The sequence below is a fragment of the Pseudomonas sp. YNh genome (assembly GCF_037993085.1).
In the GTDB taxonomy this organism is placed as follows: Bacteria; Pseudomonadota; Gammaproteobacteria; order Pseudomonadales; family Pseudomonadaceae; genus Aquipseudomonas; species Aquipseudomonas putida.
In genome coordinates this window covers 57,563-79,119 of the sequence record NZ_JBBMRJ010000030.1, presented here as the reverse complement: position 1 = coordinate 79,119, position 21,557 = coordinate 57,563, and the positions used below count along the sequence as shown (strand labels likewise).

Genomic DNA, 21,557 nt, shown 5'->3' with positions numbered 1-21,557 from the left:
CTATGTTCAAAGCAGCTAGACAATGTAGGCGAGTCCATACATAGGAGCGGCCTTGTGCCGCGAAAGGGCCGCAGCGCGGCCCCTGGATTCAACTCAATCGTTGAAATCGCGCCAGCCGCCCATCTCTTTCCAGCGGTTGACGATGCCGCAGAACAGCTCGGCCGTCTTCTCGGTGTCATAACGCGCCGAGTGCGCCTCACGCCCGTCGAAGTCGATGTCCGCGCTCTGGCAGGCACGCGCCAGCACGGTCTGGCCATACGCCAGGCCCGCGAGGGTAGCGGTGTCGAAGCTTGAAAACGGGTGGAACGGGTTGCGCTTCAGGTCGTTGCGCGCCACCGCCGCATTGAGGAAGCCCAGGTCGAAGCTGCTGTTGTGGCCGACCAGGATCGCCCGCTTGCAGCCATTGGCCTTGAGTGCCTTGCGTACGCCGCGGAAGATGTCGGTCAGCGCGCTTTCCTCGCTGACGGCCATGCGCAGCGGGTGGTCCAGCTTGATGCCGGTAAACTCCAGCGCTGCGGCTTCGATGTTGGCGCCCTCGAACGGCTCTACCCGGTGGAAGTAGGTGTGCTCGGGGAACAGGAAGCCTTTCTCGTCCATGCCGATAGTGACGGCGGCAATTTCCAGCAGGGCATCGGTCGCGCTGTTGAAACCACCTGTCTCCACATCCACCACTACCGGCAGGTAGCCGCGGAAGCGCTCGGCCATCGGGTGGCGCGAACCGCTGCTGCCTTGGGTGTCCATGTCGTCTTCGTAGAGTTCTTCGCTCACGCGTTTTCCTCCAGCAGGCGCCAGCGCAGTTTTTCACCGGCGCGCAGCGGGATTACGGTCTGCTCGCCAAACGGCAGGGTGTCCGGGGCGGTCCATTCTTCACGCACCAGGGTAATGGTGTCGGTGTTCGCCGGCAGGCCGTAGAAGGCCGGGCCGTGCAGGCTGGCAAAGCCTTCCAGCTTGTCCAGCGCGTTACGCTGCTCGAACGCTTCGGCGTACATTTCGATGGCCGCGTAGGCGGTGTAGCAACCGGCGCACCCGCAGGCGGCTTCCTTGGCGTGACGAGCGTGCGGTGCCGAGTCGGTGCCCAGGAAGAACTTCGGGTTACCGCTGGTGGCCGCGTCCAGCAGCGCCACCTGGTGGGTGTTGCGCTTGAGGATCGGCAGGCAGTAGAAATGCGGGCGAATGCCGCCAACCAGCATGTGGTTGCGGTTGTACAGCAGGTGCTGGGCGGTGATGGTCGCGCCGACGTTGGCCGGGGCCTCGGTGACGAACTGCGCGGCGTCGCTGGTGGTGATGTGTTCGAACACCACCTTCAGCGTCGGGAAGCGCTCGACCAGACGGCGCATGTGCTCGTCGATGAAGCGCTTTTCGCGGTCGAACACGTCGATCTCGCTGCGGGTAACTTCGCCATGCACCAGTAGCGGCATGCCCACTTCCGCCAGTGCCTCTATGGCCGGGAAGATGTTGTCGATGCTGGTCACGCCGGAATCGGAGTTGGTGGTAGCGCCGGCCGGATACATCTTGGCGGCGTACACGAAACCGCTGGCCTTGGCCGCGCGGATATCCTCGGGGCTGGTGCGGTCGGTGAGGTACAGCACCATCAGCGGCTCGAAGCGGCTGCCGGCCGGGCGGGCAGCCAGAATGCGCTCGCGGTAGGCACCAGCCTGCTCGGCATTACGCACCGGAGGAACCAGGTTGGGCATGATGATGGCACGGGCGAAGGTACGCGCCACGTCGCCAACGGTGTGGGGCAGGACGGCACCATCGCGCAGATGGATGTGCCAGTCGTCGGGGCGCAGGAGGGTCAGGCGATCGGACATTGGGGATTCCAGGCGGGTCGAACTCAAGCCCCAATGCTACCGGAAAACCCTGGGGCGAGCACGGCTATCAAGTTTTCCGGCAGGCGTCCGATAGCCTGCAGGTAAGCCGTCAGAATTTGTGGAGCCGCCCGTGCGCCAGCGTTACCTAACCCTGTTGACCCTGTTCGCCAGCCTGCCGGCCGGCGCACTGACTTTCCAGACGCGCATGGAGAACATTGCCTGGAAGGTCGAGGGTGACCAGTTCGAGTGCCGTCTGATCCAGCCAATAGAAGGTTTTGGCAGCGGCGAGTTCGTGCGCCGGGCAGGTGAACAGCCGGTGTTCCAGCTGCGTTCGGACAGCAACGTACTGGGTGCAGGTACAGCCAGCCTGCTGGCGGCGGCGGCGCCGTGGCAGCCTGGGCGGGGTGATATCAACCTGGGCAGCGTGCGCATGGCCCGTACAGGGGTGCTGTTCAGTTCTTCCCAAGGCCAGGCCAGCCGCCTGATAAACGGCCTGCTCGACGGGCGCAGCACCGTGGTACGCAACTACACCGGTGAGGCCGGCAGGCCGATGGAAGTGCGCGTGCTGCCGGTCAGCTTCGCCAAGGCCTACAGCGACTACCAGGTTTGTGCCAGCAAGCTGCTGCCAATGAATTACGATCAGGTGCGCCAGACCCAGGTGGGCTTCCCGGGTGGCGGCACCGATCTGGACGCGTCGGCGCGTGCACGGCTGGATGTGATCCTGGATTACATGAAAGCCGACCCGACGGTAAACCACATCGAGCTGAACGGCCACTCCGACAACAGTGGCAACCGCCTGACCAATCGTGACCTGTCGCGCCGTCGCGCGCTGGCGGTGGCTGATTACTTCAAGGCCCATGGCTTGGCTGAAGAACAGATCACGGTGCGCTTCCATGGCGAGCAGTACCCGTTGGTGAAGAACAACAGCGCTGCCAATCGGGCGCGCAATCGCCGGGTGAATATCGAGCTGGATCGGGTGGCAGTGGTTGAGAAACCCGCCGATAAACCGGCTGAACGAGCGGCGCCTGCTGCCGCGGCCCCGGCCCCGGCCAGCCCGGCTGCTGCCGCGCCGGGGGCGAAGGCGCCCTGAGATCGGTGTGGCTCCAGGGGGTTGCCACGACATTTCCAGCGCCTGTGAGATGTTCATGCATACACCCGTCGCCCTTCCGACAGTTCCTGTCGCTTTGTCGTCAGAAGCTGTCGCCCCACTGTAAATTTATCCGCAAGGCCGTTAGAATCGATCCCTTTCCGTACAACCCCGTGGAGTGATGGCATGGCGGACGTAAAAAAGGTCGTACTGGCGTATTCCGGCGGCCTTGATACTTCGGTGATTCTCAAGTGGCTGCAGGATACCTACAACTGCGAAGTGGTGACCTTCACCGCTGACCTGGGTCAGGGCGAAGAGGTCGAGCCGGCCCGTGCCAAGGCCCAGGCAATGGGTGTTAAAGAGATCTACATCGACGACCTGCGCGAAGAATTCGTGCGTGATTTCGTGTTCCCGATGTTCCGCGCCAACACCGTATACGAAGGCGAGTACCTGCTGGGTACTTCCATCGCCCGCCCGCTGATCGCCAAGCGTCTGATCGAAATCGCCAACGAAACCGGCGCTGACGCCATTTCCCATGGCGCCACCGGCAAAGGCAACGACCAGGTGCGTTTCGAGCTGGGTGCCTACGCCCTGAAACCAGGCGTCAAGGTCATCGCCCCATGGCGTGAGTGGGACCTGCTGTCCCGCGAAAAACTGATGGACTACGCCGAAAAGCACGGCATCCCGATCGAGCGCCACGGCAAGAAGAAGTCGCCGTACTCGATGGACGCCAACCTGCTGCACATCTCCTACGAAGGCGGTGTCCTGGAAGATACCTGGACCGAGCACGAAGAAGACATGTGGCGCTGGAGCGTCTCGCCTGAGAACGCCCCGGACCAGGCGACCTACATCGAGCTCACCTACCGTAACGGTGACATCGTTGCGATCGATGGCGTCGAGAAAACTCCGGCCACCGTCCTGGCCGACCTGAACCGTATCGGCGGTGCCAACGGCATCGGCCGCCTGGACATCGTCGAGAACCGTTACGTCGGCATGAAGTCGCGTGGCTGCTACGAGACCCCAGGCGGCACCATCATGCTCAAGGCCCACCGTGCCATCGAGTCGATCACCCTGGACCGCGAAGTCGCTCACCTGAAAGATGAGCTGATGCCGAAGTACGCCAGCCTGATCTACACCGGCTACTGGTGGAGCCCGGAGCGTCTGATGCTGCAACAGATGATCGACGCTTCGCAGGTCAACGTGAATGGCGTGGTACGCCTGAAGCTGTACAAAGGCAACGTGACCGTGGTCGGCCGCCAGTCGGACGACTCGCTGTTCGATGCCAACATCGCGACCTTCGAGGAAGATGGCGGCGCCTACAACCAGGCGGACGCGGCCGGCTTCATCAAGCTGAACGCACTGCGCATGCGCATTGCTGCCAACAAGGGCCGTTCGCTGCTCTGATTGCTGGCACGTGTCGTAGAAACCCCGGCTCAGGCCGGGGTTTTTTTTGGCTGCAGAAAAGTCCGGGCGTTTAGCGCTCGTCGTTCACGACATTGCCCTCGAGTGCGCTGATCGACAGCTGCGCACATTGACGTCTGTCCAGATTACAAAAGCGCCAGGTGCGCGCTGGTACGGGGGGGTGGGCTAGGGCAGACAGGAGTTGCTGTTCCATCATGCGGTTGGCGTCGGGGCCGGAAAACATGAACGTGACTGGCTCGCCCTTGGTCGCTTCGTGGGGACCGTTGGTCATGGCAGGAGTTGCCACGTTGTTGGGGATCGGCATGTTGTCATCGGTCGTTCTGCCGGGCGATGGGCTATAGAAGGACTTGTAGTTGAAATTGAGCGTCAGGAAGAACAGTGCTGTGAGAAAAAACGGGAAGCCCACCAGAAACCAGGTGTAGAGTTTTTGGCTGGACTCGCTGAGAAACGGCAGTGTCGCGAGCGCGGAGGCTTCGATGATCCCCGCGAAGATGGCAATGATCGTCAGCGGGGCGACAGGTTGTGCTTGGGTCATTTGGGCCGTCTCCAGCGGTTTTGCCCATCTATACCGGACCGTTGAACTCAACTAAAGACTGGACCGGTTTCCGGGTGAGAACTAATCGCCGAATAGCCTGGTTGCCTTGATTTTTCACCTTGTTTGAGTTGGATGTTTCTTCAAGTGGGCGTCAGTTTTTCAACTGGTGCGAAATTGCGGGCGGGTGATACCGTCAGTTTGGTGATAAAGAATTTAGTTATTACAACTGCAGTAATTATTTGTAGGAAATTTCCGTAAGTTCTGTAAGTTTCATCTGCTCATCAGTTTCGCTGGGAATTCGCCGCGCCATCGGACGCCCTGTCGGTTATCGTGGCGTGCCAAAGCAAAAACAATGAATCAATGGATATCGCATGAATAAAGTGCTTATCGTGGATGATCATCCGGTCATACGCCTGGCCGTGCGCATGCTGATGGAGCGGCATGGGTATGACGTGGTGGCGGAAACCGACAACGGGGTGGCTGCACTGCAACTCACACGGCAACACCTGCCGGATATCGTGGTACTGGATATCGGCATCCCCAGGCTTGATGGCCTGGAGGTGATAGCGCGCATGGCAACGTTCAGCCCGGGCAGCAAAGTCCTGGTACTGACGTCGCAGGCCCCCGGCAACTTCTCGATGCGCTGCATGCAGGCGGGGGCATCGGGTTACGTGTGCAAGCAGCAGGAGCTCACCGAATTGCTCAGCGCCATCAAGGCCGTGTTGTCTGGGTACAGCTACTTCCCCAACCAGGCCTTGCATGCGTCGCGTGGCAGGGGAGGGGGGAGCGAGACGGATATGGTCAACCGTCTTTCAGCGCGCGAGATGACCGTGTTGCAGCAGTTGGCGCGGGGGCGCTCGAACAAGGAAATTGCCGACAGCATGTTCCTCAGCAACAAGACGGTCAGTACCTACAAGTCCCGGCTATTGCTCAAGCTCAATGCGCGGTCGCTGGTTGACCTGATCGAACTGGCGCAGCGGCAAGGTCTTAACTGACTGCCAGGCCGCAAAGCCTCCCGTCCGGAGGCTTTGCCAGGGCTCCCGAGCAGCGCTACAGGTCGTAGTCGAAATCGGCCAGCTGCTTTTGCAGGCGCCGTTCTTCCAGCATGTTGTCGATGGTGCGGCGTTTGCTCAGGTTGGTCTTTGCGCTTTCCACCTGGGGTTCCGCTTCATCCTCTGTGGCAACAAAATCATCTTCGATCGACAGGTCGTCTTTATCGGTGCTCATGAGTCGCTCCAAGCCAAGGGGCCATTGGCCGTCCTTATAACCAGAAAGCAGACGCTGGTAAAAAAGATTTTTTCAATCGCCGCGAGTGGTTTTGAGCTATCGGCTCAATCGTCGCTGGTCTTGTGCTTGTATTCGCACAAGTCTTCGATCCGGCAACTGCCACACCTTGGCTTGCGGGCCTGGCAAACATAGCGTCCATGCAGGATCAACCAGTGATGGGCGTCGAGCAGGTAATCCTTTGGCACGAACTTGACCAGTTTCTTCTCTACCTCCAGCACCGTCTTGCCTGGCGCGATGCCCGTGCGGTTGCTGACCCGGAATATATGGGTATCCACCGCCATGGTCGGCTGGCGAAAGGCAGTGTTAAGCACCACGTTGGCGGTCTTGCGGCCCACGCCGGGCAGTGCCTCCAACGCTTCGCGGGTTTGCGGCACCTCGCTGCCGTGCTGCTCTATCAGCATCCGGCAGGCTTCGATGACGTTTTTGGCCTTGCTGTTGTAAAGGCCGATGGTCTTGATGTATTCGCTCAGGCCTTCAACGCCCAGGGCATGGATGGCCTCGGGGGTGTTGGCGACGGGGAACAGGCGGGCGGTGGCCTTGTTGACGCCGACGTCAGTGGATTGCGCAGACAACGTCACGGCGACCAGCAGTTCGAACGGGGTGGTGTAGGCCAGTTCTGTCTTGGGGTCGGGGTTGTCTTCGTGCAGCCTGCGAAAGATCTCCAGGCGTTTGGCGGCATTCATGAAATCAGAGCTTTCCTTGACGACGTGGGTGGGCAGGGCCCGGACGCAGGCGATTGTACAAGGCCAGCAGCAGTCCGAGCAGTAGCAGCGCGCCGGGGGCCAGGCTGGCCAGGTGCAGGCCGGTCAGCTCAGCCAACCCTTGGCGGCTGGTGCCGAGCAGCAGGCAGATGCCAAGCACGGCGCCAAGGTGCCTGACGAGCAGGCGCCAGCGGCCCTGGTCAGGCAACAGGTGGTCGTAGGCCAGGCATGGCAGGCAAAGCAGCGCTGGATAGTGGCCCAGGGCTATGGCCAGTGGCAGCAGCCACGCACGCAAGGCCAGTTGCAGGCAGCTTGCCAGGGCGGCCAACAGCAACAGGCTTGCCAGCACGTACGCCCAGTTGGCCAGCCGCTGGCGCAAGGGTGCCAGCAACACCTGGTGCAGGCTAACCATCACGATCGCGCACACGCCGATGGCGGCGCCCTCGCGCAGCGTTACGGTGGCACCGAGCATGGGCACAAGGCTTGCTGCCAGCCAGTAGACGTTATTCATGCGGGGTGACCTCCAGCAGCATGCTGCGCTGCTCATCGAAGTAGCTCAGGGCCTCCTGTAGTGCCGTGATCACGGCCCGTGAGGTCACGGTTGCGCCGGCCAGTTGGTCAAAGTCGCCTTGGTCCCGCTTCAGCGCCCAGTGGTCGCCCAACTGACGGTTGGCAAACTGCTCCAGCCAGTGCACCTGTGGGTCCCCCAGGCGTGCGCCCAACCCCGGGCTTTCCTGTTGCTCGACCACTTGGCTACCGATCAGCCGGCCGTCGGCGGCGATGGCGATGCTCAGCACGATCGGCCCGACATAACCTTGGGCCTGGGTGATCAGGATGATTGCGGTGGGCGCGCCGGCTCGGGTGGCCCGGTAAGCTGCCAGGATCCGGCTATTTGGCCGCTGTGCGGCGGGCCTTGGCAGGGGGCTGTCCAGTGGCTGGTTGTCGTAACTGCCTTCGGGCAGCACCGCCAGCCGCTGGCGGCTTTGCAGTTGCTTCTCGGCGCTGACGATGGCGGTACTGGTCCAATGTCGCCAGGTCAGCGTGGCAGACACAGCCAGTGCCCCGGTCAGCAGCAGCAGGCCTGCGTCACGCGCAAGGCGGTTCATCGGGTGGCCTGCTGGCGCTGCAGGGCCAGGCGCTCAAGGCTCGGTGCCATGAGGTTCATCAGCAAGATGGCGAATGCCGTGCCATCCGGGTAGCTGCCCCAGGTGCGAATCAGGTAGATCAGCAGCCCGGCTCCCAGGCCGAAGCACAACCTGGCCCACTCATTCTTGGGGCCGGAGACGGGCTCGGTGGCAATGAAGAACGCCGCCAGCATGGTCGACCCAGAGAACAGGTGCAGCAAGGGTGAACCGTTGGAGTCCGACCCCGAACCGTTCCAGCCCAACAGGCTGAACACGAATAGCCCTGCCAGCAAGCCCGCAGGCGCGTGCCAGCTGATCACCTTGCGCTGCAGCAGGAACAGCCCGCCAAGCAGGAACGCCAGGTTGGCCCATTCGCTGCCCCTGCCGCCAATACTGCCGAAGCCCGGATGACTGGCGAACAGCTCGTCAATGGTCAGGCTGCGATTGTGGCGCAGGCCGTCGAGCAGCGTAGGCCGAGCCCAGGCATCAATGTGACCACCTGTAAACACCTGCTGCAGGCTTTCCAGCAGGCCAGGTGCAGGCCCTGGCCAATGGCTCATCTGCAACGGGAAGCTCAGCAATACGAAGGCATAACCGACCATGGCCGGGTTGAACAGGTTGCGCCCGACACCGCCAAACGCTTGCTTGCCGATGCCGATGGCAACGCTGGTGGCGACCACAGGTAACCACCAAGGGGCGAGGGTGGGCAGGGCGCACGCCAGCAAGACGGCTGTCACCAGTGCGCTTCCATCGCTCAGCGCCGGCTTCGGCGGTTGCCCGCGCATTGCAAGCAGCAGGGTTTCGCAGAGTATGGCGGCACTGGCGCAGAGCAACAGGTTTACCAGCAAACCCCAGCCGTGCAGCCACAGCAGTGTCAGCAGGCCAGGTATGCAGGCCAGCAAGACCAGGCCCATGCTGGTACGTAGTCGCGGGTCGGGGCTGGTGTTCATTGTGCAAACAACCCATTGAAACCGGAAAATGCCATGGCCATTACCCCGGCACCGATCAATTCGATAGGCAGGCCGCGCAGCACGCCGGGGATATCGGCATGGGCACTGCGCTGACGCAGGTCAGTGAACAAGACCAGCGCCAGCCAGAAGCCAGCACCGGCCAGCAAGGCTTGCAGCAGGATGGCGGGCCACGTGCTGTCGTCGCTGGCCTGCTGTAGCGCCAGCCCAAGCGCTACGGCATTGCTCAAGAGCAGGGCTGGCAACCCCGTCACGGGCCAGGTCGGGCGCCATTTGGCCAGCAGCCACGGCACACCCCATGCAAGCAATGCCAGCCAGGGCAATAGCACGAACAGGGCAAGGTCCTGGATGTGCAACGGGGCAAGCACCCCTCGCATCAGCAACTGGGCACCGATCACGCCCAGCGCAATGCACAGCGCGCAGGCCAGGCCGTGCACATGCAAGTGCAGCCTGGGGGCTGACGGTTGTAGCAGGCACAGGTGATTGACCAGCGCGGCGCTGATCAGGACCAGGATGTAGTCGCTCATGAGATGACGATAGCCGGGAATCAGGGTGGTTGTCCGGCAAGCAAGGCGCAGAAGGAACTGCCCCGGCACGAGGGCCGGGGCAGGGGCGTTACTTGATGCGCTGGCCAGGCTTGGCGCCGCTGTCCGGGCTCAGCAGGTAGATTTCTTCACCGCCAGGGCCGGCGGCCATGACCATGCCCTCGGACACGCCAAAGCGCATCTTCCGTGGCTTGAGGTTGGCAACCATCATGGTCAGGCGGCCTTCCAGCTTGGACGGGTCGGGGTAAGCCGACTTGATGCCGGAGAACACGTTGCGGCGCTCGTCACCGATATCCAGGGTCAGTTGCAGCAGCTTGTCGGCGCCAGCTACGGCTTCGGCCTTGACGATCAGTGCCACGCGCAGGTCAACGGCAGCGAAGGTGTCGAACTCGATTTCTGCCGAAAGCGGGTCCTTGGTCAGCTCGCCATTGCCGGCCGGGGCCTTGGCTTCGGCGGCCAGCAGGTCTTCCTTGCTGGCTGCGACCATGGCTTCGACCTTGGCCGGTTCGATGCGGCTCATCAGTGCCTTGAACGGGTTCAGCTGGTGGTTTTCCAGGCGCGACAGGTGGTCGTTCCAGGCCAGCGGGGCAACGTTGAGGAAGGCCTCGGCGTCGGCCGCCAGCACGGGCAGCACGGGCTTGAGGAAGATCACCAGCTGACGGAACAGGTTGATGCCCTGGGCGCAGATGGCCTGCACTTCATCCTGCTTGCCTTCCTGCTTGGCCAGTGACCATGGTGCCTTGTCGGCGATCCAGGCGTTGGCGCGGTCGGCCAGCGCCATGATCTCGCGCATGGCGCGGCCGAAGTCGCGGCCTTCGTAGGCTTCGGCGATAGACGGGGCAGCGGCCAGGAAGGCCTCGGTCAGCTCCGGTGCGGCATCGCCGGCCACCATCACGCCTTCATTGCCTTTGTGGATGAACCCGGCGCAGCGGCTGGCGATGTTGACTACCTTGCCCACCAGGTCGGAGTTGACCTTCTGCACGAAGTCTTCCAGGTTCAGGTCCAGGTCGTCGACGCCACGGCCCAGCTTGGCCGCGTAGTAGTAACGCAGGTATTCCGGCTGCAGGTGGTCAAGGTAGGTGCGGGCCTTGATGAAGGTGCCGCGCGACTTGGACATCTTGGCGCCGTTGACGGTCAGGTAGCCGTGCACGTTGACCGCAGTCGGCTTGCGGAAGCCGGCGCCTTCGAGCATGGCGGGCCAGAACAGGGCGTGGAAGTTGACGATGTCCTTGCCGATGAAGTGGTACAGCTCGGCCTTGGAGTCTTCCTTCCAGAAGGCGTCGAAGTCCAGCTCTGGGCGGCGTGCGCACAGGTTCTTGAAGCTGGCCATGTAGCCGATTGGCGCGTCCAGCCACACGTAGAAGTACTTGCCCGGTTCGCCCGGGATCTCGAAGCCGAAGTACGGCGCGTCACGGGAGATATCCCACTCCTGCAGGCCGGAATCCAGCCATTCGGCCAGCTTGTTGGCCACCGCATCCTGCAGGGTGCCGCTGCGGGTCCACTGCTGCAGCATGGCCTGGAAGTCGGGCAGCTTGAAGAAGAAGTGCTGCGAATCACGCAGTACCGGGGTGGCACCGGAAATCGCCGACTTTGGGTTCTTCAGCTCGGTAGGCGCGTAGGTGGCGCCGCATTTTTCACAGTTGTCGCCGTACTGGTCTTCGGCCGCGCACTTGGGGCAGGTACCCTTGATGAAGCGATCGGCCAGGAACATGCCCTTTTCCGGGTCGAAATACTGGGTCACCGAACGGGTGGCGATGTGCCCGGCTTCACGCAGGCGCGTGTAGATCATGCTCGACAGTTCGCGGTTTTCTTCGCTGTGGGTGGAGTGGAAGTTGTCGAACTCCACCAGGAAGTCTGCGAAGTCGCCGCTGTGCTCGGCCTGGACGTTGGCGATCAGCTGTTCCGGCGTGATGCCTTCCTTTTCGGCACGCAGCATGATGGCCGAGCCGTGGGCGTCGTCGGCGCAGACGTAGATGCACTGGTTGCCGCGCATTTTCTGGAAGCGGACCCACATGTCTGTCTGGATGTACTCGAGCATATGGCCAAGATGGATGGATCCATTGGCATAGGGCAGGGCGCTGGTGACGAGAATCTGACGTGGCTCGGACATGGTGGCTCGGCTACTTATCTGGCTACGGGGTAAAAATGAGGGTGATCGGCCACTATAAAGGGCTGGCGAAGATATTTCACCCCGCATGCGCATCTGCTGACGATTGACGGGTTAGGATAGGCGCCTGTTCTACATCAAGTTTGCCAATGGGAGTCTCCATGAGTGCCGTCACCCGTGCCGCCGTCGAAGGCGTGCTTCGCCAGTATACCGACCCCTACCTGAACCAGGACCCGGTCAGCGCCGGTTGCGTGCGCGCCATTGATATCCAGGGCGGGCAGGTCAGCGTGCAATTGCAGTTGGGGTATGCCGCCGGGCTGTTCAAGAGCGGCTGGGCCCAGGTGCTGCAGACCGCCATCGGCAACCTCGAGGGCGTCAGCAGCGCCCAGGTGTCGATCGATTGCCAGGTGGCCGCGCACAAGGCCCAGGCCCAGGTACCGGCCATGGCCAACGTCAAGAACATCATCGCCGTGGCCTCGGGCAAGGGTGGGGTAGGCAAGTCGACCACCGCGGCCAACCTGGCCTTGGCCTTGGCCCGCGAAGGCGCGCGCGTGGGTATTCTCGATGCCGACATCTACGGCCCAAGCCAGGGCGTGATGTTCGGTATTGCTGAAGGCACCCGCCCACAGATCCGTGACCAGAAGTGGTTTGTGCCGATCAAGGCCCATGGTGTGGAAGTCATGTCCATGGCGTTCCTAACCGACGACAATACGCCGATGGTCTGGCGAGGCCCGATGGTCTCCGGTGCGCTGCTGCAACTGGTGACCCAAACCGCCTGGGACGACCTGGATTACCTGGTGATCGACATGCCGCCGGGTACCGGCGATATCCAGCTGACGCTGGCGCAGAAAGTGCCGGTGGCCGGCTCTGTGATCGTCACCACTCCGCAGGACCTGGCGTTGCTGGATGCCAAGAAGGGCGTGGAGATGTTCCGCAAGGTCAACATCCCGGTGCTCGGGGTGGTCGAGAACATGGCCGTGCATATCTGTTCAAACTGTGGTCATGCCGAGCATCTGTTCGGCGAAGGCGGTGGTGAGAAGCTGGCGAGCCAGTATGGCGTCGACCTGCTGGCCTCGCTGCCGTTGTCGATGCTGATCCGCGAGCAGGCCGACAGCGGTAAGCCCACGGCGATTGCCGAGCCGGAAAGCCAGATTGCCATGGTCTATCAGGAACTGGCCCGCCAGGTGGGTGCACGGATCGTACTGCAGGAAGCAGCGGCACCGGCGATGCCGAGCATTACTATAAGCGAAGACTGATCTATGAGACCGAGTCGCCTTCTTCGCGGGTACGGCGCAGCCTTCAAATGCCGCGCGGACCTGTGGGAGCGGGTTTACCCGCGAAGAAAGCGACTCGGTCTTTCAGTCAGGCATAAAAAAACCCGCCAGAAGGCGGGTTTTTTTGAAAGCTAGGAAGCTAAATCGCTTAGGCGATCTGAACTTCTTCAGCCTGCATGCCTTTCTGGCCGCGGGTAGCGACGAAAGTAACAGCCTGGCCTTCTTTCAGGGTTTTGAAGCCGTCAGCTTGGATGGCTTTGAAGTGCACGAACAGGTCGTCGCCCGACTGAGGGGTGATGAAGCCGTAGCCTTTTTCATCGTTGAACCACTTAACGGTACCGTTTTGACGGTTGGACATTTTTCTGTCTCCTTGGACAATTTAAGAACGGTCAGGAAAAACCCTGCCCGGGACTGAGCGCAAAGAGAGCAGAAAATTCAGCGATGGGCCGATCAGGATCGTGCATCAAACTAGAGATTCTCGGTGTCACGTGCAGCACAGTGGCGCCACCTTACCCCACTTTCCGCAACCTGCCAATGGTCTGAAGATGCTTTAGGCAAATTCGGATCGACGGTGGCTGCAGCCTCCGCTTGGCGCGGGATGCGGCATAGAACTTTAACCTGGGCGCCGGGACCGGTAAGATGCGGATCACGATTTTTACCACGCAACTCTTCAGGACACCCCCGCCATGAGCATCAAATCGGACAAGTGGATTCGCCGCATGGCGCAGGAACACGGCATGATCGAACCGTTCGTCGAGCGCCAGGTGCGCGGCGAACAGGACAGCCGGGTCATTTCGTTCGGTGTCTCCAGCTATGGCTACGACGTGCGCTGCGCCGACGAATTCAAGGTTTTCACCAACATCAACTCGGCCACCGTCGACCCCAAGAACTTCGATGCCGGTAGCTTCGTCGATATCAAGAGCGACGTGTGCATCATCCCGCCGAACTCCTTCGCCCTGGCCCGCACCGTCGAGTACTTCCGCATTCCGCGTGACGTGCTGACCATCTGCCTGGGCAAGAGCACCTATGCCCGTTGCGGCATCATTGTCAACGTCACCCCGCTCGAGCCAGAGTGGGAAGGCCATGTGACGCTGGAGTTCTCCAACACCACCACGCTGCCGGCAAAAATTTACGCCAACGAAGGCGTGGCACAGATGCTGTTCCTGCAGTCTGACGAAGAGTGCGAAGTGTCCTACAAGGACCGTGGCGGCAAATACCAAGGCCAGCGCGGCGTTACCCTGCCACGTACCTGACCCGACAAACGCGGGGAATTCCCCGTGCCTTTGGCACTCCAACGCAGTAATGCCGGTGCGCATGATGTGCATCGGCCTTCGTCAGGAGCCGCCAATGAAACTCCATCCCGCAATCAGTGCCAAGCTGGCAGGCCTGCAGCCAAACCACATCGGGTTGTTGCCCTGGTCACTGCTGGCGCACCCGCTGCCGATGCAGGCGGGGGGCGTGCCCCATCAGCCTGATCCCGATACGCCACAGCCACCGGAACCGGGTGAAACGCAACCCATGGAGCCGCGTGAGCCAACGTTGCCGGACGAGCCGCCGCCAGCGCCTGTAGCCTGAGCACCGTTACAGCGCCCAGACCCGCCCTGCGCCGGCCAGGTATATCCGGCCGGTTGCGCCGGGTGCGATTGTCCAGCCGCCGGTGAATTCTCCGAATGCCGGTAGCAGGCTGACGCCTTCATCGATCAGGAAACATGGCAATCGCACGCGCTGGCGGGCCTTCCCGCGCAGGACGAATGCCGGGTGTACATGGCCTGCCAGCACCGGGTGCATCGTGTGGGGCCGGGGCTCGTGCTGTAGCGCAAACGGCTCCAGTATCCAGGGTTCGTCCTTTACTTCAATGCGCAGCGAAGCGGGTGGATCGCCAGCGTTGCGATCGTGGTTGCCGCGTATCAGCACGATATGCAGGTGCTCATGCCGCTCCCGCCACACCTGAAGCCTGGCCAGCGTTGCGGGGGCGCGGGCGGTGCGCGCATGGAGAAAGTCGCCCAGGACGATGAGTTGCTCGCAGTCGTGCACTGCCAGCAGGGCGTCTAGCCGGGCGAGGGTGGCTGCGGTGGTGCCGCGCGGTACTGGTTGATGCAGGGCGCGATAGCTGGCGGCCTTGCCGATGTGCAGGTCGGCAACCAGCAAGGCCCGGCGAGCAGGCCAGTAGATGGCCTTGTCGGCAAGCAGCCAAAGCGTCTGACCGCAATGCTCGATGGGTTGATGGGTCATTCTGGCCCGCCTGCCGCGCGTTCAAGTTCAGCGACCATCCGCGCAATGCGGTCCGCCAGTTTTTCGGTGCTCAGGGTCTCGCGCATGCCTTCCACCAGCAAGGCAAACGCCAACGGCCCTGGCCGTTTCAACCTACGCAAATCCAGTTGCAGGCCGTTCATTTTCAGCAAATGCCGATGCAGCCGTTCGATTTCCAGCTCCTCGCTCAGCACCTCATCCCGCGCCTGACCCAGCAGCAGATTCCCGGCGTCATGCTTGCGGAAAACCTCGTAGAACAGCCCACTGGACGCCTGGATCTGTCGGGTGCTTTTCTGCGCCGCCGGGTACCCGCCAAACACCAGCCCGGCTATCTGGGCGATCTCACGAAAGCGCCGCAACGCCATTTCTCCCGCATTCAGGCTGGCCAGCACATCTTCCAGCAGTTGCCCGGTTGCAAGCGCCTGAGGTAAGTGCGCCGCCCAGTCCACGTTACCGGGGCTGAGCAGTTCGAACCCGTAATCGTTGACAGCAATGGACACAGACAGCGGCTGCACGTGGCTTACCCGCCAGGCGATCAGGTTGGCCAGGCCCAGGTTGGCCATGCGCCCGGCAAACGGGTACAGGAACAAGTGCCAGCCCTGGCGGGATTTGAACGTCTCGGCCAGCAATGTGCCGGTGGTGGGCAACGCTGACCATTGGGCCTGTAGCGCCAGCAGCGGGCGCACCGCCCGCATCTCAGGGCCGTCGAAGCGTTCATGGGCTGCGGCATCGAGCTGTTCGACCAACGCGTCGGCCAGTTCGCTGGACAGCGGCATGCGCCCGCCATTCCAGCGCGCCACCGCAGCCTTGCGCGCAGTGCTGCGACGCACATAGGCCGTCATGTTTTCCACGCGCACCAGTTCCAGCACGCGCCCGGCAAATACCAGCGTATCGCCGGGCCTCAGGCGGGAAATGAATGCCTCTTCAACACTGCCCAATCTCTTGCCCCCGCCGCCCTTGGACCAATATTTAAGTTGCAGGTTGGCATCGCTGACGATGGTGCCGATGCTCATGCGATGGCGCCGCGCCAGGCGCTCGCTGGCGACCCGGTAAATGCCATCGGCCTGGCGTTCGACGCGCTGGTAGTCCGGGTAGGCGCTGAGTGAGCCGCCGCCGTGGCAGACGAAGTCCAGGGCCCATTGCCACTGGCTGTCGCGCAATGCGGCGAACGCCCAGGTGCTGCGCACTTCGGCCAGTAGCTGTTCGGCGTCAAAGCCACTGCCCAGGGCCATGCTGACCAAATGCTGCACCAGCACGTCCATGCACAGCCGTGGCGAGACGCGCGCTTCGATGTGCCCGGCCGCAAGTGCCTGACGCGCCGCTGCGGCTTCCACCAGTTCCAGGCTGTGAGTGGGCACCAGGGTTATCCGCGAACGCCGCCCCGGTGCATGGCCGGAGCGGCCAGCCCGCTGCATCAGGCGGGCAATGCCCTTGGCCGAGCCGATTTGCAGCACCCGCTCCACTGGCAGGAAGTCCACCCCCAGATCCAGGCTGGACGTACAGACCACTGCCTTCAGGCTGCCCTGCTTGAGGCTGCGCTCGACCCAGTCCCGGGTTTCCCGGGCCAGCGAGGCATGGTGCAAGGCAATCAGCCCGGCCCAGTCGGGGCGGGCTTCAAGCAGGGCCTGGTACCAGAGTTCGGCCTGGGCACGGGTGTTGGTGAACACCAGGCAGCTGGCACTGGCATCGATCTCCTGGCTGACCTGGTCGAGCATCTTCAGGCCCATGTGGCCGGCCCACGGGAAGCGCTCGATTGCCGCCGGCAGCAGGGTATCGACCTGCAGCACCTTGTCCTGGCGGCCCTGCACCAGCAGGCCGCCTTGCGGCAGCAGCACCTCCAGCGCGTGTTGCAGGTTGCCAAGCGTGGCAGAGAGGCCCCATGTGGGCAGGTCGGGGTGCCACTGGCGCAGGTGGGCCAGCGCCAGTTGCAGCTGTACACCGCGCTTGTTGCCCAGCAGTTCGTGCCATTCATCCACCACCACCAGGCGCAGCGTGGCGAAATCTTCGCGCGCCTGTGCCCGGGTCAGCAGCAAGGTCAGGCTTTCGGGGGTGGTGACCAGCACGCTGGGCAGGCGCCGTGCTTGCCGGGCGCGTTCGGCGCTGCCGGTGTCGCCGCTGCGCACGCCTACGCGCCAGGGCAGTTCAAGCTCATCGAGCGGCGCCTGCAAGGCGCGCGCGGTGTCGGCGGCCAAGGCCCGCATGGGCGTGACCCACACCACCTGCAAGGGCACAGGTTGGCTGCCCTGGGGCTTGGGCTTGAAAGCGCGAAGCGCGGCGAGCCACACGGCGTAGGTCTTGCCGGCGCCGGTGCTGGCGTGCAGCAGGCCAGACTCTCCACGCTCGACAGCTGCCCACACGCGTCGCTGGAAAGCGAACGGCTTCCACCCTCGTTTGGCGAACCAGGCATTGGCAAGGTCGGTGGCGGCGGGCATGAGGCAGTGGTCCGTCGAAGGGTGTGCTTCTACAGACCATCCGCCATGGGCAATGGTTTTACCGAATCAGTTGCCCAGCAGATAGCCGCTGCGGCACACCTGCTCGCCGGCCACATGGGCGATGACCATGCCAGCCGTTGCCATGCGCCGCACGCTGCGGGCGTACAGCAGGCCCGGCTGGCTGTTACGCACTGCGGTCACCCGGTCGCTGAGCGGGTCGATGATTTCTGCGATCAACTGGCCGGCTTCCAGGTGCTGCCCGGGTTTGGCGTGATACACCAGCAAGCCACCGAGTGGCGTCGACACCGGTTCCACAGCGGCCAGCGGCGTGGCGGGGTGGAGCAAGGCTGGCAAGGAGGGGCTGGCGCCTTCGATTACACCCGCGTGGGTCAGGAAGTTGATTATCGCTTGGCAATCCTTGCTGGCCAGGTCATGACAGACATCCGCCTGGCCGCGCAACTCGACGGTCACCGAGCAGCAGCCCAGCGGAATCGGGAAGCGCTTGCCGAAGCGTTGCTGCAACTGCCACCAGACAAGGCTGAAGCATTCGTCGAACGACTGTCCGCCCGAGTCGGTGGCCAGCAGGCTGGCCTGGGCCCCAAGGTAGCGGGCCAGGGGCTCGATCTGCGGCCAAGCGTCTGGAGTGGTGTACAGGTGCTCGACCGCCTCGAAATCGCAGTGCAGGTCCAGCACCATGTCGGCGTCGCAGGCCAGCCGCTGCAGGATCAGGCGCTGGGCCTGCAGCGGTGTGCGGGCCGGGTGTGCGTCCAGCCCGCGGCGCAGGTATTCGCGGATAAGTGCGATGTTGTGGGCCGGGTCCTGGGTCAGGTGTTCTTCGATCTGGTCGCCGATGCTGTCCGACAGGTCGACGAAATTGCGGTTGAAGTTCTCGCCGCTTTGCAGTTCGAAGCGCCCCAGTGGCGCATCCAGCAGCACTTGCTCCAGGCCGACCGGGTTGGCCACCGGTACCAGGATGATTTCACGTTGCAGGCGGCCTTGTTGTTCAAGTTCCGCCAGGCGGCGTTTGAGGTGCCAGGCCACCAGCATGCCCGGTAGCTCGTCGGCGTGGAGCGAGGCCTGTATATAGACCTTGCCACCACCGCGGGGGCCGAAGTGAAAGCTGTGCAGCTGGCGGGTGATGCCCGGAACGGGTGAGAGCAGGTCGTGTGTTGAATGATGCATGGTGGTCCTGGATGCGTGGCGAATACGGTCTGCGACACGGGTCGGCACAAAGATAGAAGCATAGTTTTTGGCCTTGCGCCTCCTCGCTTTCGCTCCGGTCACCGCGCAGGCTTCTTCGCGGGCACGCCCGCGAAGAGGCCGGGGGCCGGAATCGCCTCAGGCCAGCAATGCCTGCAAGGTCGCCAGGTCATCTGCCTCTTCGACCGGCTTGTCCAGCCGCCAGCGCAGCATGCGCGGAAAGCGCACGGCGATGCCGCTTTTATGGCGTTTCGATAATGCGATGCCTTCGAAGCCCAGTTCGAACACCAGCGTCGGCGTCACACTGCGCACCGGGCCGAAGGTTTCCACCGTGGTCTTGCGGATAATGGCGTCGACCTTGCGCATTTCTTCGTCACTGAGCCCGGAGTAGGCCTTGGCAAAGGGCACCAGTGCGCGCCCCGGGGTGCCGGCCGGTGCGTCCCACACGGCGAAGGTGTAGTCGCTGTACAGGCTGGCCCGCCGGCCGTGGCCGCGCTGGGCATATATCAGCACGGCATCGACGCTGAACGGGTCGATCTTCCACTTCCACCAGATACCCATATCCTTGGTACGCCCAACGCCGTACAAGGCTTCACGTTGCTTGAGCATCAGGCCCTCGACACCCAGGCTGCGTGATTGCTCGCGCTGGCGGGCGAGGTCAGCCCAGTCCGGGCCATCAAGCAGGGGCGAAAGCAGCACCGGGGCCAGTGGGTGGTCTTCCACCAACCGTTCCAGCTGCCGGCGGCGCTCGTGCTGCGGCCGGTTGCGCCAGTCCTCGCCTTGCCACTCCAGCAGGTCGTAGGCTTGCAGGACCACCGGGGCATCGCTCAGCAATTTTTTGCCCAGCGTCTTGCGACCGATGCGCTGCTGTAACAGGGCAAAAGGCTGGACGGCCAGTTCAGCGGGGGTATCGCCTGGCTTCCATACCAGGATTTCACCGTCCAGCACCACGCCATCGGGTAACGTCTGCGCCAGGCTGTGCAGCTCGGGGAAGCGTTCGGTAACCAGCTCTTCGCCACGCGACCAGACCCACAGTTGGCCCTCGCGCTTGACCACCTGGGCGCGAATGCCGTCCCATTTCCACTCGATCTGCCAGGCACTTGGCGGCCCAAGCAGTGTGTCGAACTGTTCCGTTGGCGCTTGCAGCGGGTGCGCCAGGAAGAACGGGTAGGGCTGGCCGCCGCGCTGGCTGTGTTCATCGGCCGACTCGGCGGCAACCAGCCTCTGGTAGCTGGCCGCCGTTGGGCGGTGGCTGATATCGGTATAGCCGACCATCCGCTGGGCGACGCGTTTGGCGTCAAGCCCGGCCAGTTGTGCCAGGGCGCGGGTGACCAGCAGCTTGGACACGCCCACGCGAAAACTGCCCGTGATCAGCTTCAGGCACAGCATCAGGCTGGGGCGGTCCAGCTGCGCCCACAGTGGCTGCAGGCGCTGCTGAACCTGCTCAGGCGATAGCCCCCGCAGCGGCAGCAAATACTGCTCCACCCAGGTGGCAAGGCCTTCATTGCTGCCATCGGCGTGTACGGGCACCAACAGCGAAATGGTTTCGGCCAGGTCACCGACTGCCTGGTAGCTCTCTTCAAAGAGCCAGTCCGGTAACCCGGCCTCTGCCGTTGCCTGTTCGCGTAACACGCGCGTGGGCACCAGCTGGCGCGGGCGCCCGCCGGCCAGAAAGTACACGGCCCAGGCCGCATCCCCGGCGGGGGCACTGGCGAAATAGTCGCGCAGGGCCTCAAGCTTGGCATTGCTGGACGTGGTCGCGTCCAGGCGCAGGTACAACGTGGCGAAGGCTTTCATGGTGCAGGTTCGGTAGTGGCGACGTCGTCCTCGTCGCCGTACTCGGTGGCGAAGGCGCGGGCATCAAGGCCTTGTTCGTTGAGGTAGCGCACCAGCACATTGACCGAGCCGTGGGTAACCATCACCCGTTCGGCGCCGGTCTCGCCGATTGCCCACAGCAGGCCGGGCCAGTCGGCATGGTCCGAGAGCACGAAGCCCCGGTCCACGCCGCGCCGTCGGCGGGCGCCGCGCAACAGCATCCAGCCGCTGGCGAAGGCGTCGCTGTACTCGCCGAAGCGGCGCATCCAGCTGCTGCCACCGGCCGAGGGTGGTGCCAGGACCAGCGCCTGGCGCAGCAAAGGGTCGTTGCGCGGGATATCGCCGGCATAGTGGGTCTGCGGCAGGTGTATACCGGCGTCCCGGTACACCCGGTTGAGCGGCTCGACGGCGCCATGCACGAGGATCGGGCCGATGCTGGGGTCCAGCCCATGCAGAATGCGCTGGGCCTTGCCGAAGGCATAGCAGAACAGCACGCTGGCCTTGCCCTGTTCGCTGTTGGCCCGCCACCAGGCATTGATGCCGGCGAAGATCTCACCCTGGCTTGGCCAGCGGTAGATAGGCAGGCCGAAGGTCGATTCGGTGATGAAGGTGTGGCACGGCACCGGTTCGAAGGGGGTGCAGGTGCCATCGGGCTCTACCTTGTAGTCCCCAGAGGCGACCCAGACTTGGCCCTGATGCTCCAGGCGCACCTGCGCCGAGCCCAGCACATGCCCGGCCGGGTGCAGGCTCAGGGTCACACCATGGTGTATCAGGCGCTCGCCATAGGGCAGGGTCTGCAAATTGATACCCTGGCCCAGGCGGCTGCGCAGGATACCGGCGCCGGGGCTGGCGGTCAGATAATGGCCATTGCCGGTGCGTGCATGGTCACCGTGGCCATGCGTGATCACGGCGCGGTCCACGGGCCGCCAAGGGTCTATGTAGAAATCACCGGGCGGGCAGTACAGGCCTTCAGGGCGGGCGATGACGAGGTCCATGGCA

22 protein-coding genes are annotated in these 21,557 nt (G+C 63.2%); 6 read left to right on the top strand and 16 right to left on the bottom strand.

Going from position 1 to position 21,557, the window contains the following annotated elements:
* Nucleotides 1-93 precede the first annotated feature (93 nt).
* Both rnt and pyrC read right to left on the bottom strand, forming a co-directional pair.
* On the bottom strand, nt 94-741 hold the full coding sequence (gene rnt / locus WF331_RS24045; RefSeq protein ID WP_217435874.1) for a ribonuclease T: 648 nt from the start codon (nt 739-741) through the stop codon (nt 94-96).
* 23 nt (nt 742-764) lie between these two features.
* Entirely contained in the window at nt 765-1,811 is a 1,047-nt protein-coding gene (pyrC, locus tag WF331_RS24040) for a dihydroorotase (protein WP_061202888.1), read from the bottom strand.
* Nucleotides 1,812-1,941: 130 nt separating this feature from the next.
* Between pyrC and WF331_RS24035 the strand changes: the two genes are divergently transcribed.
* Together WF331_RS24035 and WF331_RS24030 are read left to right on the top strand one after the other, a co-directional pair.
* Nucleotides 1,942-2,901, top strand: coding sequence for a flagellar protein MotY (locus WF331_RS24035; protein ID WP_016498215.1), 960 nt, complete (start codon nt 1,942-1,944; stop codon nt 2,899-2,901).
* A 183-nt stretch (nt 2,902-3,084) separates the two neighbouring features.
* Nucleotides 3,085-4,302 (top strand): argininosuccinate synthase, encoded by a 1,218-nt coding sequence (locus tag WF331_RS24030; RefSeq protein ID WP_016498216.1) that lies wholly within the window; start codon nt 3,085-3,087, stop codon nt 4,300-4,302.
* Between the two features lie 70 nt (nt 4,303-4,372).
* Here WF331_RS24030 and WF331_RS24025 read toward each other — a convergent pair whose 3' ends face one another.
* Nucleotides 4,373-4,855 (bottom strand): hypothetical protein, encoded by a 483-nt coding sequence (locus WF331_RS24025; RefSeq protein WP_016498217.1) that lies wholly within the window; start codon nt 4,853-4,855, stop codon nt 4,373-4,375.
* 371 nt (nt 4,856-5,226) lie between these two features.
* Here WF331_RS24025 and WF331_RS24020 point away from each other — a divergent pair, with 371 nt between their 5' ends.
* A complete protein-coding gene (locus tag WF331_RS24020) occupies nt 5,227-5,850 on the top strand; it encodes a response regulator transcription factor (RefSeq protein WP_016488774.1) in 624 nt (207 codons plus the stop codon).
* Between the two features lie 55 nt (nt 5,851-5,905).
* Here WF331_RS24020 and WF331_RS24015 read toward each other — a convergent pair whose 3' ends face one another.
* The 7 genes from WF331_RS24015 to metG all read right to left on the bottom strand — a co-directional run bounded on the left by WF331_RS24015 (nt 5,906) and on the right by metG (nt 11,590).
* Nucleotides 5,906-6,082, bottom strand: a complete 177-nt coding sequence (locus WF331_RS24015; RefSeq protein ID WP_016498218.1) for a PA3496 family putative envelope integrity protein — start codon at nt 6,080-6,082, stop codon at nt 5,906-5,908.
* 104 nt (nt 6,083-6,186) lie between these two features.
* A complete protein-coding gene (gene nth, locus WF331_RS24010) occupies nt 6,187-6,825 on the bottom strand; it encodes an endonuclease III (RefSeq protein WP_016498219.1) in 639 nt (212 codons plus the stop codon).
* Between the two features lie 4 nt (nt 6,826-6,829).
* Nucleotides 6,830-7,354: a hypothetical protein gene (locus WF331_RS24005; protein ID WP_016498220.1), complete on the bottom strand. Its 525-nt coding sequence runs from the start codon at nt 7,352-7,354 to the stop codon at nt 6,830-6,832.
* Nucleotides 7,347-7,949, bottom strand: a complete 603-nt coding sequence (locus WF331_RS24000; RefSeq protein ID WP_016498221.1) for an RnfABCDGE type electron transport complex subunit G — start codon at nt 7,947-7,949, stop codon at nt 7,347-7,349. Before WF331_RS24000 ends, WF331_RS24005 begins: the two co-directional genes overlap by 8 nt.
* Nucleotides 7,946-8,917: an RnfABCDGE type electron transport complex subunit D gene (locus WF331_RS23995; RefSeq protein ID WP_016498222.1), complete on the bottom strand. Its 972-nt coding sequence runs from the start codon at nt 8,915-8,917 to the stop codon at nt 7,946-7,948. Before WF331_RS23995 ends, WF331_RS24000 begins: the two co-directional genes overlap by 4 nt.
* The gene (locus WF331_RS23990; protein ID WP_016498223.1) at nt 8,914-9,462 is read right to left on the bottom strand and encodes an Rnf-Nqr domain containing protein; all 549 of its coding nucleotides are present in this window, start codon (nt 9,460-9,462) and stop codon (nt 8,914-8,916) included. The genes WF331_RS23995 and WF331_RS23990 overlap by 4 nt, the downstream gene beginning before the upstream one ends.
* Nucleotides 9,463-9,550: 88 nt before the next feature.
* Nucleotides 9,551-11,590 carry a methionine--tRNA ligase gene (metG, locus tag WF331_RS23985; protein WP_016498224.1) on the bottom strand — a complete coding sequence of 680 codons (2,040 nt, stop codon included), beginning with the start codon at nt 11,588-11,590 and terminating at the stop codon, nt 9,551-9,553.
* Nucleotides 11,591-11,748: 158 nt separating this feature from the next.
* Here metG and apbC point away from each other — a divergent pair, with 158 nt between their 5' ends.
* Nucleotides 11,749-12,843, top strand: a complete 1,095-nt coding sequence (gene apbC / locus WF331_RS23980) for an iron-sulfur cluster carrier protein ApbC (RefSeq protein WP_016498225.1) — start codon at nt 11,749-11,751, stop codon at nt 12,841-12,843.
* A 166-nt stretch (nt 12,844-13,009) separates the two neighbouring features.
* Here apbC and WF331_RS23975 read toward each other — a convergent pair whose 3' ends face one another.
* Nucleotides 13,010-13,219: a cold-shock protein gene (locus tag WF331_RS23975; RefSeq protein ID WP_012273869.1), complete on the bottom strand. Its 210-nt coding sequence runs from the start codon at nt 13,217-13,219 to the stop codon at nt 13,010-13,012.
* A gap of 328 nt (nt 13,220-13,547) precedes the next feature.
* On the opposite strand from WF331_RS23975, the gene dcd reads away from it, so the two are divergent.
* Together dcd and WF331_RS23965 are read left to right on the top strand one after the other, a co-directional pair.
* Complete coding sequence (dcd, locus tag WF331_RS23970; protein ID WP_003258001.1) at nt 13,548-14,114, top strand: dCTP deaminase; 567 nt, start codon at nt 13,548-13,550, stop codon at nt 14,112-14,114.
* A gap of 94 nt (nt 14,115-14,208) precedes the next feature.
* Entirely contained in the window at nt 14,209-14,436 is a 228-nt protein-coding gene (locus tag WF331_RS23965) for a hypothetical protein (RefSeq protein WP_340623360.1), read from the top strand.
* Nucleotides 14,437-14,442: 6 nt separating this feature from the next.
* Here WF331_RS23965 and pdeM read toward each other — a convergent pair whose 3' ends face one another.
* The 5 genes from pdeM to WF331_RS23940 form a co-directional block, all read right to left on the bottom strand.
* Nucleotides 14,443-15,093, bottom strand: coding sequence for a ligase-associated DNA damage response endonuclease PdeM (gene pdeM, locus WF331_RS23960; RefSeq protein ID WP_016498227.1), 651 nt, complete (start codon nt 15,091-15,093; stop codon nt 14,443-14,445).
* Complete coding sequence (locus tag WF331_RS23955) at nt 15,090-17,543, bottom strand: ligase-associated DNA damage response DEXH box helicase (RefSeq protein WP_340623359.1); 2,454 nt, start codon at nt 17,541-17,543, stop codon at nt 15,090-15,092. Before WF331_RS23955 ends, pdeM begins: the two co-directional genes overlap by 4 nt.
* A gap of 66 nt (nt 17,544-17,609) precedes the next feature.
* Nucleotides 17,610-18,725: a succinylglutamate desuccinylase/aspartoacylase family protein gene (locus WF331_RS23950; protein ID WP_016498229.1), complete on the bottom strand. Its 1,116-nt coding sequence runs from the start codon at nt 18,723-18,725 to the stop codon at nt 17,610-17,612.
* 156 nt (nt 18,726-18,881) lie between these two features.
* On the bottom strand, nt 18,882-20,540 hold the full coding sequence (locus WF331_RS23945; RefSeq protein ID WP_016498230.1) for an ATP-dependent DNA ligase: 1,659 nt from the start codon (nt 20,538-20,540) through the stop codon (nt 18,882-18,884).
* Nucleotides 20,537-21,553 (bottom strand): ligase-associated DNA damage response exonuclease, encoded by a 1,017-nt coding sequence (locus WF331_RS23940; RefSeq protein WP_016498231.1) that lies wholly within the window; start codon nt 21,551-21,553, stop codon nt 20,537-20,539. Before WF331_RS23940 ends, WF331_RS23945 begins: the two co-directional genes overlap by 4 nt.
* Nucleotides 21,554-21,557: the final 4 nt, after the last annotated feature.